Annotated in this window: 21 protein-coding genes; 8 read left to right on the forward strand and 13 right to left on the reverse strand. The window is 69.3% G+C overall.

Annotated elements, in window-relative coordinates; all coding sequences use genetic code 11:
- Positions 1-16: 16 nt before the first annotated feature.
- The 4 genes from B4V06_RS10910 to B4V06_RS10925 form a co-directional block, all read right to left on the reverse strand.
- Positions 17-661, reverse strand: coding sequence for a helix-turn-helix domain-containing protein (locus B4V06_RS10910; protein WP_255212562.1), 645 nt, complete (start codon positions 659-661; stop codon positions 17-19).
- Positions 662-788: 127 nt separating this feature from the next.
- On the reverse strand, positions 789-1,100 hold the full coding sequence (gene hisE, locus B4V06_RS10915) for a phosphoribosyl-ATP diphosphatase (RefSeq protein WP_498169821.1): 312 nt from the start codon (positions 1,098-1,100) through the stop codon (positions 789-791).
- Positions 1,097-1,690 carry a pyridoxal 5'-phosphate synthase glutaminase subunit PdxT gene (pdxT, locus tag B4V06_RS10920; RefSeq protein ID WP_123113923.1) on the reverse strand — a complete coding sequence of 198 codons (594 nt, stop codon included), beginning with the start codon at positions 1,688-1,690 and terminating at the stop codon, positions 1,097-1,099. The genes hisE and pdxT overlap by 4 nt, the downstream gene beginning before the upstream one ends.
- Positions 1,691-1,771: 81 nt before the next feature.
- A complete protein-coding gene (locus B4V06_RS10925; RefSeq protein ID WP_123113924.1) occupies positions 1,772-1,936 on the reverse strand; it encodes a preprotein translocase subunit Sec61beta in 165 nt (54 codons plus the stop codon).
- A gap of 147 nt (positions 1,937-2,083) precedes the next feature.
- Here B4V06_RS10925 and B4V06_RS10930 point away from each other — a divergent pair, with 147 nt between their 5' ends.
- Entirely contained in the window at positions 2,084-2,353 is a 270-nt protein-coding gene (locus tag B4V06_RS10930; RefSeq protein WP_008002506.1) for a thioredoxin family protein, read from the forward strand.
- 93 nt (positions 2,354-2,446) lie between these two features.
- On the forward strand, positions 2,447-2,596 hold the full coding sequence (locus B4V06_RS10935) for a 50S ribosomal protein L40e (protein WP_123113925.1): 150 nt from the start codon (positions 2,447-2,449) through the stop codon (positions 2,594-2,596).
- Positions 2,597-3,122: 526 nt separating this feature from the next.
- Here the strand turns inward: B4V06_RS10935 and B4V06_RS10940 are convergent.
- From B4V06_RS10940 to B4V06_RS10950, 3 genes are read right to left on the reverse strand one after another with little or no spacing between them, the layout of a single operon-like run.
- Positions 3,123-3,740, reverse strand: coding sequence for a dolichol kinase (locus B4V06_RS10940; RefSeq protein ID WP_498169826.1), 618 nt, complete (start codon positions 3,738-3,740; stop codon positions 3,123-3,125).
- 4 nt (positions 3,741-3,744) lie between these two features.
- Positions 3,745-5,529: a glycine--tRNA ligase gene (glyS, locus tag B4V06_RS10945; RefSeq protein WP_498169829.1), complete on the reverse strand. Its 1,785-nt coding sequence runs from the start codon at positions 5,527-5,529 to the stop codon at positions 3,745-3,747.
- A complete protein-coding gene (locus B4V06_RS10950; RefSeq protein ID WP_123113928.1) occupies positions 5,530-6,378 on the reverse strand; it encodes a CBS domain-containing protein in 849 nt (282 codons plus the stop codon). It lies immediately after the preceding gene.
- 282 nt (positions 6,379-6,660) lie between these two features.
- On the opposite strand from B4V06_RS10950, the gene B4V06_RS10955 reads away from it, so the two are divergent.
- Positions 6,661-6,882 carry a DUF7556 family protein gene (locus B4V06_RS10955; RefSeq protein WP_123113929.1) on the forward strand — a complete coding sequence of 74 codons (222 nt, stop codon included), beginning with the start codon at positions 6,661-6,663 and terminating at the stop codon, positions 6,880-6,882.
- A 55-nt stretch (positions 6,883-6,937) separates the two neighbouring features.
- Here B4V06_RS10955 and B4V06_RS10960 read toward each other — a convergent pair whose 3' ends face one another.
- The 3 genes from B4V06_RS10960 to B4V06_RS10970 form a co-directional block, all read right to left on the reverse strand.
- Entirely contained in the window at positions 6,938-7,843 is a 906-nt protein-coding gene (locus B4V06_RS10960) for a ketopantoate reductase family protein (RefSeq protein ID WP_123113930.1), read from the reverse strand.
- Between the two features lie 105 nt (positions 7,844-7,948).
- Positions 7,949-9,106 (reverse strand): threonine synthase, encoded by a 1,158-nt coding sequence (locus tag B4V06_RS10965; RefSeq protein WP_498169833.1) that lies wholly within the window; start codon positions 9,104-9,106, stop codon positions 7,949-7,951.
- Complete coding sequence (locus B4V06_RS10970) at positions 9,106-10,062, reverse strand: succinylglutamate desuccinylase/aspartoacylase family protein (RefSeq protein ID WP_498169836.1); 957 nt, start codon at positions 10,060-10,062, stop codon at positions 9,106-9,108. The genes B4V06_RS10965 and B4V06_RS10970 overlap by 1 nt, the downstream gene beginning before the upstream one ends.
- A gap of 202 nt (positions 10,063-10,264) precedes the next feature.
- On the opposite strand from B4V06_RS10970, the gene B4V06_RS10975 reads away from it, so the two are divergent.
- Positions 10,265-12,400 carry a caspase family protein gene (locus B4V06_RS10975; protein WP_123113933.1) on the forward strand — a complete coding sequence of 712 codons (2,136 nt, stop codon included), beginning with the start codon at positions 10,265-10,267 and terminating at the stop codon, positions 12,398-12,400.
- On the opposite strand, the gene B4V06_RS10980 is transcribed toward B4V06_RS10975, so the two are convergent.
- Complete coding sequence (locus B4V06_RS10980) at positions 12,401-12,532, reverse strand: DUF7503 family protein (protein WP_255212561.1); 132 nt, start codon at positions 12,530-12,532, stop codon at positions 12,401-12,403.
- A 168-nt stretch (positions 12,533-12,700) separates the two neighbouring features.
- On the opposite strand from B4V06_RS10980, the gene B4V06_RS10985 reads away from it, so the two are divergent.
- The 3 genes from B4V06_RS10985 (at position 12,701) to B4V06_RS10995 (ending at position 15,228) form a co-directional block, all read left to right on the forward strand.
- A complete protein-coding gene (locus B4V06_RS10985) occupies positions 12,701-14,047 on the forward strand; it encodes an MFS transporter (protein WP_498169840.1) in 1,347 nt (448 codons plus the stop codon).
- A gap of 89 nt (positions 14,048-14,136) precedes the next feature.
- Entirely contained in the window at positions 14,137-14,385 is a 249-nt protein-coding gene (locus B4V06_RS10990) for a hypothetical protein (protein WP_123113935.1), read from the forward strand.
- Positions 14,386-14,430: 45 nt separating this feature from the next.
- A complete protein-coding gene (locus tag B4V06_RS10995; RefSeq protein WP_498169843.1) occupies positions 14,431-15,228 on the forward strand; it encodes a helix-turn-helix transcriptional regulator in 798 nt (265 codons plus the stop codon).
- Positions 15,229-15,323: 95 nt separating this feature from the next.
- Here B4V06_RS10995 and B4V06_RS11000 read toward each other — a convergent pair whose 3' ends face one another.
- Together B4V06_RS11000 and B4V06_RS11005 are read right to left on the reverse strand one after the other, a co-directional pair.
- Positions 15,324-15,473 (reverse strand): hypothetical protein, encoded by a 150-nt coding sequence (locus tag B4V06_RS11000; RefSeq protein ID WP_176329363.1) that lies wholly within the window; start codon positions 15,471-15,473, stop codon positions 15,324-15,326.
- Positions 15,474-15,559: 86 nt separating this feature from the next.
- Positions 15,560-16,096, reverse strand: coding sequence for an inorganic diphosphatase (locus B4V06_RS11005; protein WP_123113937.1), 537 nt, complete (start codon positions 16,094-16,096; stop codon positions 15,560-15,562).
- Positions 16,097-16,441: 345 nt separating this feature from the next.
- Here B4V06_RS11005 and B4V06_RS11010 point away from each other — a divergent pair, with 345 nt between their 5' ends.
- A complete protein-coding gene (locus B4V06_RS11010; protein ID WP_123113938.1) occupies positions 16,442-16,801 on the forward strand; it encodes a PadR family transcriptional regulator in 360 nt (119 codons plus the stop codon).
- Positions 16,802-16,817 lie beyond the last annotated feature (16 nt).

Below are 16,817 nucleotides of genomic sequence, written 5' to 3' on the forward strand. Positions count from 1 at the left end.
AGTCCCCGGTCGCTAGCTATCTGTCGGCGGCGTCGGTCGACGACTCGTCGGGGACGGAGAAGACGAGATCGAACAGCCGCTTCTCTGCGAGTCGCAGCCGCTCGCTGAGCGTCGACTGCGCGATGTCGAGCTCGGCGGCGATCTCGTCCGCCGACACTCGCCGCGGCGCGTCGAAGTACCCCATCCGATGGGCGGTCCGCAGCACGGTCAGCTGTTCGGGCGAGAGCTCGTTCCGCAGGGCTCGTCCGAGCTGTCCGCTTCCGAGCGGTTCGCCGGTCGTCTCGACCTGGTTCACGCTCAGGAGCTCGAACTCGCCGAACTGCTCCTGGATCCTGTCCGCGAGCGTCCGGAACGACTCCCACTCGGTGACCGTGACGACTCCGCGGAGGTGACCGTTCAGGAACTCCAACCGGTTCGGGATCGCGTTCTCACGCAGCACGACGCCGAGGAGGAACGGGTAGGGTTCGTGTGCGACGACGGTCAGCCGATAGGTCGGCTCCGTCGATCCGTCCACCACCTGCTCGCAGTGGAACAGTTCGACGCGAGAGAGGTCCGCCAACGCCGCTTCGGGGTCGAACGGCGACGCTGACGCGACGAGCAGCGACTCGATCCAGTCGCCGTCGTCCGCGTAGAAGGCGTTCTCGAAGTTGATCGACCGCACGTCGGGGACGCGTTCGGCGATCTCGCCGATGACGCCCGAGAGCGACGTCCGGAATTCAATACGAAGGATACTGAGTCACCTCTCGGTCGGGTAAGTCCGTTTCCGCGTGAGCTATATAGTGTTTTAGTCAGAACCGATCGCGGAGCTCGCCGCGGAGGTCCTCGAGGTCGAGGTCCTTCATCGCGAGCAGCACCAGGAGGTGGTAGACGAGGTCGGCGCTCTCGGCGGTGAGCTCCTCGAGGTCGTCGTCCTTCGCCGCGAGGATGGCCTCGGTCGACTCCTCGCCGATCTTCTCTAAGACGGCGTTCTCGCCCTTCTCGTGGGTGAACAGCGAGGCGGTGTACGACCCCTCGGGGAGATCCGCCTTCCGGGACTCGATGGTGGCGAACAGCTCGTCGAGGACGGCCTCCTCGCGTCCCTCGGTCTCCGAGTCGCTCACGCGATCACCTCGCGCTGGGGGAAGAAGGCGAGGTCGTGGATCCGCGGGTCGTCGGTGAGCTCCGGGTGGAACGCGGTGGCGACGACGGGCCCGTCGCGCACCGCGACCGGGCGGCCGTCGACGGTCGCGAGCACCTCGACGTCCGCGCCGACCTCGTCGATGAGCGGCGCGCGGATGAACACGGCGTGGAACGGGTCGTCGAGCCCGGTCACCGGGATCTTCGCCTCGAAGGAGTCCTTCTGTCGGCCGAAGGCGTTGCGGTCGACGGAGGCGTCGACGAGCCCGAGCGCGTCGACCCGGTCGTCCTTCGCGTCCCGCGAGCAGACGATGAGCCCGGCGCAGGTGGCGAGCACGGGCTTCCCGCTCGCGACGTGGTCGCGGATCTCCGCGGCGATCCCCTCTCGGTGGATCAGCCGCGAGATGGTGGTCGACTCCCCGCCCGGCATGAGGAGGACGTCGCAGTCGGGCACGATCCCGGCGTCGCGGACCTCGACGACCTCCGCGGGTTCGTCGTGGGCGGCCGCGGCGTTCCGGACGGCGGCGGCGTGCTCGGCCACGTCGCCCTGCACGGCGATGACGCCTGCTTTCATGTGATCGGCTCGGTCGGGGACGGGCAAAAAGGGCGCGCTACCGGTCGGTGGGCGGAGAGCGTTCGAACGGGGGTCGGACCGTTACGCGACGGTCAGCGAGAGGACCTGCACGAAGACGCCGAAGAGGACGCAGAACGCGAGGACGGTCTTGGGGCTCATCGAGATCGCGTTCCGGTCCTCGTTGTCGAAGTAGCGGACCAGTCCCGCACTGGACATCAGCCCGCCGGAGTTGGAACCACTGCTCATACCCGAGCGTGGTCCGCGCGTCGTTCTAAACGTTTCGCTCGCGGTCGACGAGCCGCGGCCGCGGTCGGCGACCCGAGACCGACAGCCCCCGCGTATCGCCGAGTGGGAAACCCTTATGCGCGGTCCGACGGTAGAATCGGCCGGATAATGACTGTTCGACTGCTGGATTTTCACGCTGACTGGTGCGGCCCGTGTAAGACGCAGGACCCGATCCTGGAGGAGATCCAGGAGGACCTCGGCGACGCCTTCGAGCTCCAGAAGGTGAACGTCGACGAGGAGCAGGACGTCGCCAACCAGTATCAGGTGCGCTCGCTCCCGACGCTGATCATCGAGAACGACGACGGCGTCGTGGACCGATTCGTCGGCGTCACCCAGCGCGAGGACATCGAGGCCGCGCTGTCCGAGGCCGGCGCCTGAGCGTCGAACCGCACCCGATCTGACGGCGTGGCGGGTCGCCAACCCGCCGCCGCGTCTCGCAACCTTTTACAGCGTCGCCGCGACAGTAGCCGTATGGCCAGCTTCGACGCCGCGGAACGCCGCAACCTCGACCGGCAGATCTGCATGCGCTGTAACGCTCGCAACTCCTCCGACGCGAAGCGCTGCCGCAAGTGCGGCTACAAGAACCTCCGCCCCAAGGCGAAGGAACGCCGCGCGACGTAAGCGATCGTTCCGTAATCGGTTCTCTGCAGCTCGGTTGGGTCTGTTAGCTACGTGTGCGTCGTCTCCGGCGATCGCTGGGTCGATTCTTTATAAATGGCCACTGATTCTTTATAAATGGCTGACTAGTAATCTCTGACAGACGCTTCCAAAGCCCTAGCCGCTCGGCTGTACGTGCGGGATAACAGATCGACGGTGAACGCCTTCAAAGCCCCAGCCGTGAGGCGGACGCACGCTCGCTGCGCGCTTCAGTCGCTCACTTCGTTCGCTCCTTCCAGTGCTTGCGTCGCCTGCGCCCGCCTCACGGCTGCCCCTTTGAGTCCCACCCTGACCGCACAGCACCGCACCTCACGCCTCCCCAACCTCGTCGGTCGCCCTCCACGTTGCTCCGGGCGACCGACTCCCTCGCGCGGCGCTCCTCGCGCTCGCTTATAAGCGAGCGCTCGGAGGCGCGCGCCACCACAACTGTTGATTTATAAATAACCACCGCGCCCTTCGCTCGTTATCGAGCGGCTACCCGCCCCACGACCTATCCCAACACCGCGAGCGCGAGGAGCATCCCGCCGGCGGCGGCGGGCGGGATAGTGAGGTTGTCGTCGACGGCGACGCCGCGGATCATCGGCGGGAGCCCGTCGGCGACGGCGGCGGGGGCGGCGCCCGCCATCGCGACGACGACGCCCACGTCGGGGCCGAACGTCGGGATGGTGAAGGGGACGGCGAGTCCGAAGCAGACGAGGAACATCGCGACCCACGCGGCGGGCCGCTTCGGTTCCGTGGCGTCGTTGTCCCCGAGCGCGCCGCTGACGGGGTCGCCCACGGAGAGCATCCACATCGCGGGGATCGCGAGCGTCGGCTCCAAGAGGAGGACCGCGCCGGTCATGCTCACTTGGTACAGCGCGTAGCCGGCGAGCGCGTCGGTCTCGTACTCTCGGGTGAGCTTCCGGTAGAGCCAGTGGTTGAGGCCGATCACGAGCCGGAGGAACTCCAACGCGAGGACGACGGCGAGCGCGGCCACGAGGAAGTAGCGCGTCTCCGTCCACGTGAACCAGCCGAGCAGGTACGGCACCGGGTAGAGGGTCCCCCCGGAGTGGACCAGCCGCCGCTCGAACTCCACCTCGGCCCGCCACTCCGCCGCCGGAAGGGGCACGGGTTCAGCTGGTCTCGACGTCGGTCTCGACCGTCTCGTACCGGTCCAGCAGCGCGTCGAACGACTCGCCCGCGCGGAGCGCGGCCAGCTCGCCGGCCAACTCGTCGGCGGGGACCCGGACCTGCGCCGCCGAGTCGCGCTCGCGGACGGTGACGGTGTCGGGGCCGTCACCCTCGATCCCGTCGCGGTCGACCGTGACGCAGAACGGCGTGCCGACCTCGTCCTGCCGGCGGTAGCGCCGCCCGATCGAGCCGGAGTCGTCGTACGCCACCGCGAGGCCGGCCGCGCGCAGGTCGGCGGCGACCCGGTCCGCGAGTTCCACGAGCCGGTCGTCGTTGGTCACCAGCGGGAACACCGCGGCGTCCTGCGGCGCGATCTCGGGCTCTAAGGAGAGGTACGTCCGGGCCTCGTCGTCGACCTCGTCCTCGCGGTACGAGTGCGCGAGGAGCGTCTGGACGGTGCGGCCCACGCCGAAGGAGGGCTCGACGACGTGCGGCGTGATGTGCTCGCCGCTCTCGGTGGTCTCCTCGACCGCGAAGTTCGCGACGTCGACGTCGACCTCACGCGTGTCCCCGTTCACGTCGACCGAGACCGTCTCGCCGTCGAAGGCGTCGGGGTCGCGCTCGGCGAGCGTCTCAAGCGCGTCGGCGACCGCGCCGGCGTCGCCGCCGAACTCGGGGCCGAGGACCGACATGTCGGGGTCGACCGTCGCGCGCTCGACCGTCTTCGGCTCGTCGTAGCGCTTGAACACGGTGAACGAGTCGTCGCCGTACTCGCCGTGCTTCGAGAGGTCGTAGTCGGAGCGGTAGGAGAACCCGGCGATCTCGATCCAGTCGCCGTCGACCTCGCTCTCCGCGTCCCAGCAGTCGGCCGCGTAGTGGGCGCGCTCGCCCGCGAGGTGCTGGCGGAACCGGAACCGGTCGGTGTCGACGCCGACGCGCTCGTACCACTCCTTGGCGACGCCGAGGTAGTAGCCGACCCACGGGGAGCCGATGACGCCCTCGTCGACCGCCTCGCCGACCGTCGTCTCGACGTACTCGCCGTCCTCGGCCTCCTGTTCGGTCGCCGGGTACAGCCGCACGTCGACGTCGCGGACGCGGTCCAGCGGTGGTTCGTCCTCCTCCGGGTCGATGAACTGCTCCAGCTCGGCCTGCGTGAACTCGCGCAGCCGGAGGAGCCCGCCGCGCGGCGAGATCTCGTTGCGGTAGGCGGGCCCGATCTGGGTGATCCCGAACGGGAGGTTCCCGCGGGCGTACTCCTTGAGCCGCGGGAACTCGACGAAGATCCCCTGAGCCGTCTCCGGCCGGAGGTAGCCGGGCTGGCCGTCGCCCGGCCCGATGTCGGTCGCGAACATGAGGTTGAAGTCCTCGACCGGCTCGCCCGCGAGCGGGGTGCCGCAGGAGGGGCAGGCGATGTCGTTGTCAGCGATGAGGGCCTCGACCTCGTCGCCGGGGAGCGCCTCGGCGTCCTCGATGTCGGTGACCGCCTCGACGAGGTGGTCGGCGCGGTGGGACTCGCCGCACTCGCCGCACTCGACGAGCATGTCGTCGAACCCCTCCAGGTGACCTGAGGCCTCGAAGACGGGCTCGGGCATCACCGTCGGCGCCTCGATCTCGCGGTTCCCCTCGCGGATGGTGAACCGGTCGCGCCACGCGTCCTCTAAGTTCCGCTTCAGCGCCGCGCCCTGCGGACCGAACGTGTAGAAGCCGGCCGTCCCCCCGTACGCGCCGTTCGAGCCGAAGAAGAAGCCGCGCCGCTTCGCCAGCTCGACGAGGTCGCCCGCGGCCATTTACAGGCCCTCCAGCAGGTCCACGTCGCGCACGATGCCGTCGAGGTCGGTGCCGTTGACCAGGGGGACCTGCTCGATGTCGTTGCTGATGAGCTCCTGGGCGACCTCCTTCGCCGTCCGGGTGGGGCTGACCGTGATCAGGTCCGCGGTCATGAAGTGGCGGGTCGCCCCGGCCGGGAGCTCCACGTTGCGGGTCGGGAGGTAGCGCGCGCCGGTCGCCTTGATGCCCTCCCACGACCACTCGGAGTCCTGCTCGGCGATGGAGTCGCCCGTGCTCGCCTCGCCCTCGACGACGCGGGCGACTTCGAGGATGTCGACCTCGGTGAGCATGCCCGCGATCGCGGCGTCGTCGTCCAGTACGACCGCGTAGGGGACGTTCGCGAGCCCGATCTCCCGCTCGGCGACCGGCAGCGGGGTCTCGGTGTGGGTCGCGTTGACCGCCGTGGTCGCGAGCCCGCCGACCTCGGTGTCACCGTCGATCTTGCCGCGGGCGATCGCCCGCACCACGTCGGTGACCGTGAGGATACCGACGATCCGATCGCCGTCGACGACCGGGAGCCGGCGGGAGCTCTCGGCGACCATCGTGGCCGCGGCGCCGACGATGTCGTCGTCAGCGCCGACCGTCGGGACCTCCCGCATCAGCAGCGCGAGCTGGTCTTCGTCCGGCTGCTCGATGAGGTCGTCCCGGCTGACGAGCCCGCGGTACACCTCGTCGCCGTCGACGTCCTTCACGACGGGGACCGAGGAGAAACCGTACTCTTGGATGTACTCCAGCACGTCGTTCCGGCTCCCCGGGATCTCGACGACGACGAGATCCGACCGCGGCGTCATGGCGTCTGATACGTTCATGCACCGTCTTTCAGCGTGGCACCTCTTGTATACTGCGAAGGTGGTCGGCGACGGCGCGGGGGAAGCTCGGCGCTCGCCGGCGGGGTTCGACCCTCCGAGGCGGGACGCACACGACACCGATTCAACCCGTCCGTCGGATCGACGCGCAACGCAGCTGATACCCGTCCGATCGACGGCGTAAGACCGGTTCAACCGTTGATTCCGTTGCTCGATGCGGGGATCCACCGACGGCGGACGGCTCCGGTCCGGAACCCTTATACCTACTGTGAACAATTCACAATCATGTCACGGAGTTCCACTCCTTGGGACGACCCGGACCCCGATCACCGTCGGACGGCGCTGCCCACGGATCCGACGCTCGACGCCGACGACTCCCCGGACGTGATGGCGTCGATCGACTCGTCGGCGTCGCGACCGGAGCTGGTGATCGCGGACGTCTCGCGGGAGAACGCGTGGGTCTCGGTCGACGAGACCGACGCGACCGTCCTCGAAGAGTGGTGCTGATTCGGTAGTCGCTCGACGACCGGCGGCGGCCGTCCCGCCCTCCGGCCGGCCGCGGTCACGCGGGTCCGCGGACCCCTTCTCCGACTTCCCACGCCCGGATCAGCGACGCGATCGTCCGACACGTCGGCGCCGCGGCCCCGAAGCGGTCGGCGCGGTCGGCGACGGCGCCGTAGATCGCGTCGACCTCGGTCCGCCGCCCGGCGGCGACGTCCTCGTGCATCGACGAGCGGTTGTCGGCTGTGTCGGCGGCGACGCGCTCGACAGCCGCGACCGCCTCGTCGTCGCCGAGATCGACGCCGTCGGCGCGCGCGACGCGAGCCACCTCCCGGGCCGCCTCGCGCGCCACCTCGCCGCCCGGCCCGTCGAGCGTCGCGCCGTTCGAGAGGCGGGCGAGCGCCGACGGGCCGTTGATCCCCGCGTTGACCGCGAGCTTCTCGTACCGGCGCCGGGGCATGTCGGCGGCGACCGTCGTCTCGATCCCGGCCTCGTCGAACGCGGCGCCCACGCGCTCGGCGAGGGGATCCGGGCCGCCGGCGAGCGAGCCGACGACGACCTCGCCGACCCCGGTACACGTCACCCGGCCCGGTTCGGCGAGGAGAGCGCCGTAGCTCGCGGTGCCCGCGAGTACCGTCGGGTCGAGCGCGGCGACGAGCCGCTCCTCGGTGAGCCCGTTCTGGAGCGAGCAGACCGCGTCGTACTCGCCCGTCGCGAGCGCCCGCGCCGCCGCGTCCGTGTCGTAGGCCTTCGTCGTGACCACGGCGAGGTCGGCGGCGCGGTGCGTCCCGTCCGTGAGCGCTCGCGGGTGAACGCGCGCGTCGATTTCCCCGTCGATCCGGAGCCCGTCCTCGCGGATCCGCCGCATGTGCGGGTCTCGCCCCACGAGGGTGACGTCGTGAACTCGGGACAACAGCCCGCCGATCAGGCTGCCGAGCGCGCCGGCGCCGTAGACGAGGACCTCCATGCGCGGTACCACGGGACGCGACTGAAAAGGCGTGGCGGTGCGGCGGGCGACGCGCGCCGCGGCGGTACCGGGCCGCGACGGCGACGACGACGACGCGCCCCCTCGTCACCCCTTCAGCCCGCTCCCGGTCAGGGGGACGACGACGTCGTCGTCGGGCGCGAGCGCCCCGCGCTCGCGGAGCGTCCGGAGCGCGGCCGGCGCGACGGCGCAGGTCGGCTCGGTGTAAAAGCCCGCCCGGTGGAGCCGGTCGAGCTCGCGCTCCGCCGCCGCCTCCGTCACCGCGAGCGCGTCGCCGTCGGTCTCGGCGATAGCGTCGAGGATCTCCGCCCGGCGAACCGGCTCCGCGATCTGGATCCCGTCGGCGGCCGCGTTGACGCGCCCGTCGGGGTCGGCCGCGTCCGGCCCGTGGAGCTCCCGGACGATCGGGGCGACGCCGGCCGCCTGCGCGCCGAACAGCCGCGGGACCGCGTCGATCCAGCCGGCGCGTTCGAGCCGTCGGAACCCCCGGTACGCGCCGAGGAAGAGGGTCCCGTGGCCGAGGGGGATGACGACCGCGTCCGGGGCCTCCCAGCCGCGCTGGCGGGCGATCTCGTACGTGACCGTGGCGGTGCCCTCGAAGAACGCCGGGTTCCAGGCGTGGCTGGCGTACCACGCGGCGGCGGTCCCATCGGCCGCTCCTCCCTCGTCGTCCCCGTCGAGCGCGGCCACGCAGGCGTCGGTCACGTCGCTCCGGCTCCCCTCGATCCGGACCGGTTCGGCCCCGGCGCGGCGGATCGCGCGGAGCTTCGACTCCTTGACGTCGGCCGGGACGTACACCGCGGCGTCGATCCCGGCCCGGGCCGCGTACGTCGCGATCGCCGCGCCGGCGTTGCCGGATGAGTCCTCGACGACGCGGTCGACGCCGAGCTCCTGGGCGCGCGTGAGCGTCGTCGTCGCGCCCCGGTCTTTAAACGAGCCGGTGGGGAAGACGTACTCCAGCTTGAACTCGGCGTCCCAGCCGTCGGCGTCGACGAGCGGGGTCATCCCCTCGCCGAGCGTCACCCGGTCGGCGGGGTCGTCGCCGACGGCGAGGAACGCCGCGAACGCCCAGAGTCCGTCGCCGGTGTCGAGGGACTCGCCCGCCGCGGCGTCCGGGGCCGGGTGATCCGGGATCGGCGGGTCGGCGAAGTTCAGGGGGGCGCCGCACTCGCAGCGCCACCGGTCGGCGACGGTCCGACCGCACTCGGAGCAGGCGAGTCGGCCGGGGGCGGCGTCGGCCGGCATCAGTAGCGGTCGACGTTGGTGCCGACCGAGCAGACGTACTCGCCGGCGGCGACCTGCGGGAGCCGCCGGGTGCGCCAGAAGACGCCGTCGGCGTCGGCGGTCACGCGCCCCTTCAGCTCGCCGAAGATGTCGGTCACTTCGAAGAGGAGGTCACCGGCCGAGACGCGCTCGCCGAGGTCGCGCTCGAACCGGACGAGCCCGCCCGCAGGCGACCCGTACTGGTCGAATCCGCGCGCGCGAACCTGCCGTTCGAGGTCGACGTCGCCGTCGAGGAAGCCGTAGTGGCGGAGCACGTTGAACACGCCGTCGACGCCGTACCGGATCGACTCCTCGTCCCAGCCGACGGCGCCCCCGAGCTCCGGGTCGATGGTCGGGATCCCGTGCTCCGGTCCGGCCCGGGCGAGCTGGCCGTCCGGGCCCTTGATGTCGAGGACGTGCCCGCAGCCGAACACCTTCGCGAGCTCCAGGCAGTCGCCGTGGAGGTGGTGGCGGACCCCGCACCGCACCCGCGTCTCGTTTATCATGCGGCTGGTCGACCCCTGGTGGAGGTCGAGGATGAGGTCCGCGCGCTTCGCCGCCTGGAATGTCGCGTGGGCGATCCGCTCGCTGGTCGTCCCGTCCTCGTCGCCGGGGTACCCCCGGTTCATCTTCCGGTCGTCGATCGGGTTCCGGTGTTCCGCGACTTGGAATCCGAAGTAATTGACGATGCCGACGACCAGGACCGCGCCGGACAGCTCCGTCGGGTCGATCCGCGGGACGACGCGGTTGACGACCCCCAGTCCGTTGAGCTCGTCCCCGTCGCTGACCGCCTGCACGTACAGCGTCTGCCCGTCGGTCGCGCCGTTGATGACGGCGACCGGCAGCCGAACGGGGCTCCCGTCCCGCGTCTCGCCCACTTCGAGACGGCCCGTGTCCGTCTCGCCCGGCGGGGCGCGGGCCGTTCCAAGGGTGATCATTACGCGAACGTGGGCCGGCCGGCCCTTTATCCGTTCGGTCCGCGGCGATCACCCGACACAAGCTTTATCGCCGTCTCGGTCGACAAACCGGTACCGAACGCCGCGTTCGCCGAGCGCTCGGGACCGGCACGCGCTCCGTCGCGCCGGACCCGACCCCGGCGATCCGGCATCCCGGCCGGCGGTCGGGTGCGGTCCCACACACATGAGCATCGACATCGACCCGCTGTCGGACGACGCCGGCCTCACGGTCACGGACCACATCGAGAACACCCAGTTCGAGGTGTACACCGACCGTGCCGTCGAGCCGGTCGCGAGTCCCGACGGCGCCCACTACTTCCCCGTCGACACGAGTGTCACCATCGAGACCGCGTCGGTCGAGATCCCCCGAGTCACCATCGTCGAGACGCGCGCCGGCGACGGGACCCTCCTCACCCGCGGGGACTCCTACGAGATGCCCGACGGGACGTACCACGTCGGTATCGACCCCGCGCCGACCAAGCTGTACCTCGCGTTCGACTCCGGGTTCTCGGTGTCGACGACGGACCGGACCACCCGGATCGACCTCGACGCGCCCGCCGAAATCGCGCTCGGGTTCCGGTCGCTCCACCAGTTGCCCGCCGGGACGATCGAGACGCCCACCGACCCCGAGTCGCTGATGGAGGCGGTGTCGCTGCTCGGCTCCGCGCTCCAGACGACGAGCCCCGAGCGGTCGTTCCCCACCCTCCGGGGACACCCGCCGCTGATCGAGCCGGGCGACGAGCTCCGCGTGCCGGACCGGATCGAGTCGCCCGACTCCGGCGTCCGCATCGTCGTGCCGCCGACGTACGAGCACCTCTACCCGGTCGTCTCGCTGGCGTACTACTTCGCGGCCGAGGTCGTGCCCGGGGACGCCCCCCGGATCGAGGGCGACGGCTGGACGTACCCGCTGGAGCCCGACTTCGAGCGCCGGACCGCCGAGGTCCTCCGGCAGTCGTTCCACTTCGACTGCCTCGCCCGCACCGAGGGGTTCTACCCGGTCGACCTCCACGAGCGCGAGACGACCGATATCGACCTCGACTGGGGCCGCCTGTACGACCTGCCGCTCGCGGAGCGCCTCGGCGAGTACCTCGACGTGCCCTTCGACCGCGTCGAGCCCGAACTCCCGCAGTGGACGCTGACGACCGACGTGCGACCCGACCCCGGCAACGTCGAGATGCTCCCGTTCGTCGCCGGGGAGCTGTCGGTCGTCCGGTCTCCCGAGACGGTCACCCCGGTGACCGCGGATGAGGGCGGCGGAGTCGGTCTCTTCCGCACGCCGGGCGCCGACTCGGCTCCCCGCTCGGCGCCGCTCGGTCCCGACGAGTTCGTTCGCGGCGGCGCCGGGACCGAGTCCGTTCGGGACGCCGGCGTCTCCCGCGGCGCCGACGCCTCGACCGACCGCAGCGCGGTCCCCGCGGACGCCGACTTCGTGCAGCCGGAATCGGTCGACACCGTCGAGCACGCGTGGGTGGGCGAGGGCGTCCCGCTCGACGCGAACAAGGCCACGCTCGACGCGTACTACCGCCGGCTGGAGGCCGGTCAGGTCGAGCAGTCGCGGATCTCCGTGCTCGTCGTCTGCAACGACGAGCAGATGCGCGAGGAGGGCGAGGTGGCGGACCTGTACGGCCTCCGCGACATGGTCCAGTTCGACATCGAGGTGCGCCACGACCTCACCCGCGCGGAGATGCGCGACGTCCTCGAGTCCGACGTCGACTTCCTCCACTACGTCGGCCACGTCGACGAGCGGGGGATGCAGTGTACCGACGACTACCTCGACCTGACCGACGAGGAGCTCGACGTCGGAATCAGCGCTTTCCTGCTCAACGCCTGCCAGTCGTACCGGCAGGGCGAGGCGCTGGTCCACCGCGGCTCCCGCGGCGGCATCGTCACCCTCTCCGACGTGGCGAATTCGCCGGCGACCCAGCTCGGTCGGATCATCGCGCGGCTGATGAACGGCGGCTTCAATCTCCGCACCGCGCTAAACGTCGCGAAGCGTGAACTGATCACCGGGCACCAGTACATCGTCGTCGGCGACGGCGGGGCGACGATCTGTCAGAGCCAGAGCGGGGCGGCTGCGGTGATCGAGGTACGTCACGAGGGTCCGCCGTGGGACCTCTCGGTCAAGGCGTATCCGAACGGCCCCTACGGCTCAGGAACGCTGACGATGCCGACTATTGCATCGGTTTCATCCAACCATTACGTTCCGGGTGACATCGATCTGTGCGATGTCACCGAATCCCAGCTAAAGAATTTCCTCGACCTTGAGGTAGTACCGGTCTTCACCGAAACGGGACTCGTCTGGAGCGATGAATTCGACTGATTACGGCCCGGCGGTCGACGAGAGTACGCCTGCCGACGCCGGCGCCGCCTGCGTCAGCAGGAGGAGCGCGGTGAACAGGACGCCGGCCATCTTCGGGTGCTCTGCCACGTAGTCTGCAACACTTTCGTGCATATTACATCAAATATCGCGTGTAATTAAATCACACGTTGTTCTGCGGCAACTAGTTACGGATATTTGAACATTTGAAACTGAGAATTAATAGCTCACCGCGGACGGATAAATCGCCTATTAACCCGTACGCACCGGTGCGTTGAAGGGGATTTCGTCGGACGTACGGATATGGGCGAGTCGGAGGACGTCGACATCCTGGACCCGTTCCGCCAGTTCTTCTCGCTGCGGCGGGACGTGCTCGTGCTGTCGCTCGCCATGTTCGCGTTCAGCCTCGGGTTCCAGATGACGAACCGGTACGTTCCGGAGTACATGTCGGCGCTGGGGGCGAGCGCGTTCGTCATCGGGCTGTTCGGGAGCGTCGGCAACGTCATCGGCGCGGTGTACCCGTACCCGGGCGGGCGGCTCTCGGACCGGATCGGGTCGCGGATCGCGCTCACGCTGTTCGGGCTCCTCTCGAGTTTGGGGTTCGGCGTGTGGCTCGTCGCGCCGACCTTTGGGACCGTGACGGTCGGCGGCGTCGCGTTGGAGCCGTGGATCTGGATCTTCGTCGGGCTCTTCTTAGCGCAGGCGTGGAAGTCGTTCGGCCTCGGCGCGACGTTCGCGATCGTCAAGCAGTCGGTCCCGCCGGAGCGGCTGGCGCGCGGGTTCGCCAGCACGGAGGTGTTCCGCCGGACCGCGTTCCTGATCGGCCCGCTGATCGCGGCGGGGATCATCCAGTACGCGGCCGACTTCACAGTGAGCTTCCAGTACGTGCTCGCGGTGGCGCTCCTGTTCGGCGTCGTCGCCACCGCGCTCCAACACGTCCTCTACGACGCCGAGGCGGACACGCTCGGCAAGGAGTTCGCGGGAGTGAGCGAGGTGATCGAGGACCTCCGCAGCCTCCCGCCGGAGCTCCGCCCGCTGCTCGTCGGCGACACCCTCGTGCGGTTCGCGAACGGGATGGTGTACGTCTTCTTCGTCATCGTGATCACGCAGTTCCTCGAGGTCGGCCTCGACGTCGGCCCCCTGTCGCTGTCGCCGGCGGCCTTCTTCGGCGTGCTGCTGGCGATCGAGATGCTGGTCGCGCTCGTCTCCATGCCGCCCGCGGCGCGGGCCGCCGAGCGAGTGGGGCTCAAGCCGGTCGTCGCGCTCGGCTTCCTCGTGTACGCCGTCTTCCCCGTGCTGCTCATCAACGTCCCGGCCGATACGCCGCTGACCGCGCCGCTCGTCGTCGTCCTGTTCGCGTTCTCGGGGCTGCGGTTCGCCGGGCTCCCGGCGCACAAGGCGCTGATCGTCGGGCCCGCCGAGCGCGACACGGGCGGCCGCGTCTCCGGGTCGTACTACCTCCTCCGCAACGCGGTCGTCATCCCGAGCGCGGCGCTCGGCGGACTGATCTACGGCGGGTTCTCCGTGCCGGGGACCGACGTCTCCGTCGCGGGGGACCCCGTCGTCGCGTTCGGGCTCGCGAGCGCGATCGGGCTCGTCGGCGTCGCGTACTTCGCGCTGTTCGGGACGGAGTACGACGCGTACGCCTGACCGCCGGCGACGCGCCGCGATCGCCCCGGTCGTCTCGACCGCCTCGTCTGCCCCGCCGTTTTTTCACCTCCCGCGACTGAGTTGATTCCATGACCGACATCCCCGCCACGATACGGGACGCGTTCGAGCACACCGACTACGACCTCGGCGACGTCGCGGTCAACCGGCAGCAGGTGCGCGTTCCGGTCCTCCAGGAGGGGGCCGATCCCGACGCGCTCCGCGCGGTGATCGAGGAGGCGCTCGGCGCGGACGCCGTCGTCGGCGTCACCGTGAGCACGGAGACGATCGACGGCGAGGACACCATCGGCACCGTCGTCTCCTTCCAGCACCGACCGTGACGCGGTACGATTAAGCGTGCAGTACCCCTACTTGACGGTCGAACGATGACGTCCGACGACGGGCACGACGGCGCACAGTACCTCGCCGGATCGCCGGTCCGGGTCGCGGTCCTCCGGGCGCTCCGGCAAGAGCCGCGCCGTCCGGCGGACCTGACGGACGCGGTCGACGCGACCCGGACGACGGTCCAGCGGATCCTCGGGGGGTTCCGCGAGCGCGACTGGGTCGTCAAGCGCGACGCGGCCTACCACGTGACGCCGACGGGGGAACGCGTTCACGACGCGTACGAGGCCCTGCTCGACGAGGTGGAACTGGCCGACCGGTACGGGGGGTTCGCCGCCGACCTCGAGCGCGTGGACGCCGGGTTCCCCGCGGAGGCGGTCGACGCCGGCAAGTTGACCGTCGCAAGCGACCAGAATCCGCTCGCCGCGGTCGACCGGATCACCGAGCTCCTCCGAGAGGGCTGTGGCACCGAGATCCGCGCGGTCTCGCCGATCGTCATCCAGCAGTTCAACCGCGCGGCCGCGGCCGCGCTCGACGCCGGCGCGGAGGTCGAACTCGTCATCGACCGCGACGTGGTCGAGGCGTCGATCTCCGATTTCGGTCCGGCGACCGACCGCGCGCTCGACGACGACGACGCGACGGTGTACGTCTCGCCCGACCCCGTCGAGTACGGGCTGTTCAGGCGCGACGACGTCGCCTGCGTGACGGCGTACGACCGGCGGAACAACCCCCGGTGCGTGCTGGAGTCCACCGACTCGACGGTGGTCGAGTGGGTCGACGACCGGTTCGAGTCGCTCGTGGCCGAGGCTCGGAAACTGTCCGCAGTCCTCGAGAACGCCTGATTCGGCGGCCGCTACGCTCCGCCTGTTACATTCCGCCTGTTACATTCCGCCTGTTACATTCCGCCTGTTACACTCCGCTTGTCACGCTCGACCGACTACGCGTCCGATTGGCCCTCGTTGCCGTCGGGAGTGTCACCTCGTCCGGCGTCGCGGTCGGTAGCGTCGTCCGGTTCGGCGTCGCGGTCGAAGTTGGCGGGGACGACCGTCGGGTGGTCGATGCCGACGGAGGGGGTGCTCGCGCTCATGGCTCTGTATACGCGTAGGCGACGACCCGACTAAAAATTACCCATGGGCATAACGCATCCCGTCCGCCGACGGGTATGTCTCGGAGTTATTCGCCGAACTCGTCCGCATACAGGTCCTGCGCGTGTTCGATCGCCTCTTTGGCGGTCGCCTTGTCCTCCCACCCGAGGGTCTCGACCTCCTTGCCGGGCTCGAGGTTCTTGTAGGTCGAGAAGAACTCGTCTATCTCGTCGCGGATCTGCTGGGGGATGTCCTCGAGGTCCTCGATGTGGTCGAAGCGGGGGTCCTCGGTAGGCACCGCGATCACCTTGTCGTCCTGCTCGCCGTCGTCGTCCATCTTCATGAGCGCGACGGGGCGGGCCTCGACGACGCAGCCGGGGAACGTCTGGTCCTCGACGAGCACCATCACGTCGAACGGATCGCCGTCGTCGTAGTACGACTGCGGGATGAATCCGTAGTCGTACGGGTAGTGGACGTTCGAGTGGAGCACGCGGTCGAGGACGACGCCGGGAATGTCCTTGTCGTACTCGTACTTGTTCCGCTCGCCCTTGAGGCACTCAACGACCGCGTAGATCTCGTCGGGCGCGTCCGGCCCCGTTTCGAGCTCCTCCCAGAGGTTGACCATGTGACCGACATTCGGTCCATGGGTAGCAAAGTCCTTTCGGGTTCTCGGCGCCGACGAAGCGGCGGCGCGCCGAGCGTCTCCCCCACGTTGTCGACCGCTTTCGGCGAGATCAACCGGTTGACCGGGTGTCACATCCTGTTCGAAAACCACCGCATTTCCGACGAATCGTCACGTATTTGCCGTCTCAATCGGTAATCAGTCGAATACGGCCCTTTGCCCGAATCTCCGGTCTCGTCGCCGTAGTCTCCGATATCGGCAACTGCTCGGGGGTTCCGGGAGAGTTTGATATTTAAATACTGATGAACCTTGAGAAAGGTTATAAGTTCGGCTACCCTTCAGATATCTATGTCAGAGGCACAAACAGTCACTGATGCGGAGGCACCGCGGTCGGCGGCGGAACTGACGGCGTTCCAACAGAACATCCTCACAATCCTCTCGGAGGAACCCATGTACGGGCTCGCTGTCAAGCGCGAGCTCGAATCGTACTACGGCTCCGAGGTCAACCACGGCCGGCTCTACCCGAACCTCGACGACCTGGTCGCGGACGGGTTAGTCGAGAAGAGCGAGCTCGACAAGCGGACGAACCAGTACGAGCTGACCGAGGCCGGGCACGACGCGGTCCTCGGCCAGCTGGAGTGGGTCCTCGACCGGTTCGTCACCGACGAGGCGCGCGCCGACGAGATCCGGGCGCTCCTCGACGAGTAACTTCCGAGGACACCGC

The sequence above is a fragment of the Halorubrum sp. B53 genome (assembly GCF_059752395.1).

Excerpts from the sequence above, each read along its gene's own strand:
- pdxT (WP_123113923.1), bottom strand. The coding sequence starts at position 1,690 with ATGAAAGCAGGCGTCATCGCCGTGCAGGGCGACGTGGCCGAGCACGCC.
- B4V06_RS10925 (WP_123113924.1), bottom strand. The coding sequence starts at position 1,936 with ATGAGCAGTGGTTCCAACTCCGGCGGGCTGATGTCCAGTGCGGGACTG.
- B4V06_RS10930 (WP_008002506.1), top strand. The coding sequence starts at position 2,084 with ATGACTGTTCGACTGCTGGATTTTCACGCTGACTGGTGCGGCCCGTGT.
- B4V06_RS10935 (WP_123113925.1), top strand. The coding sequence starts at position 2,447 with ATGGCCAGCTTCGACGCCGCGGAACGCCGCAACCTCGACCGGCAGATC.
- glyS (WP_498169829.1), bottom strand. The coding sequence starts at position 5,529 with ATGGCCGCGGGCGACCTCGTCGAGCTGGCGAAGCGGCGCGGCTTCTTC.
- B4V06_RS10950 (WP_123113928.1), bottom strand. The coding sequence starts at position 6,378 with ATGAACGTATCAGACGCCATGACGCCGCGGTCGGATCTCGTCGTCGTC.
- B4V06_RS10955 (WP_123113929.1), top strand. The coding sequence starts at position 6,661 with ATGTCACGGAGTTCCACTCCTTGGGACGACCCGGACCCCGATCACCGT.
- B4V06_RS10960 (WP_123113930.1), bottom strand. The coding sequence starts at position 7,843 with ATGGAGGTCCTCGTCTACGGCGCCGGCGCGCTCGGCAGCCTGATCGGC.
- B4V06_RS10965 (WP_498169833.1), bottom strand. The coding sequence starts at position 9,106 with ATGCCGGCCGACGCCGCCCCCGGCCGACTCGCCTGCTCCGAGTGCGGT.
- B4V06_RS10970 (WP_498169836.1), bottom strand. The coding sequence starts at position 10,062 with ATGATCACCCTTGGAACGGCCCGCGCCCCGCCGGGCGAGACGGACACG.
- B4V06_RS10975 (WP_123113933.1), top strand. The coding sequence starts at position 10,265 with ATGAGCATCGACATCGACCCGCTGTCGGACGACGCCGGCCTCACGGTC.
- B4V06_RS10980 (WP_255212561.1), bottom strand. The coding sequence starts at position 12,532 with ATGCACGAAAGTGTTGCAGACTACGTGGCAGAGCACCCGAAGATGGCC.
- B4V06_RS10985 (WP_498169840.1), top strand. The coding sequence starts at position 12,701 with ATGGGCGAGTCGGAGGACGTCGACATCCTGGACCCGTTCCGCCAGTTC.
- B4V06_RS10990 (WP_123113935.1), top strand. The coding sequence starts at position 14,137 with ATGACCGACATCCCCGCCACGATACGGGACGCGTTCGAGCACACCGAC.
- B4V06_RS10995 (WP_498169843.1), top strand. The coding sequence starts at position 14,431 with ATGACGTCCGACGACGGGCACGACGGCGCACAGTACCTCGCCGGATCG.
- B4V06_RS11000 (WP_176329363.1), bottom strand. The coding sequence starts at position 15,473 with ATGAGCGCGAGCACCCCCTCCGTCGGCATCGACCACCCGACGGTCGTC.
- B4V06_RS11005 (WP_123113937.1), bottom strand. The coding sequence starts at position 16,096 with ATGGTCAACCTCTGGGAGGAGCTCGAAACGGGGCCGGACGCGCCCGAC.
- B4V06_RS11010 (WP_123113938.1), top strand. The coding sequence starts at position 16,442 with ATGTCAGAGGCACAAACAGTCACTGATGCGGAGGCACCGCGGTCGGCG.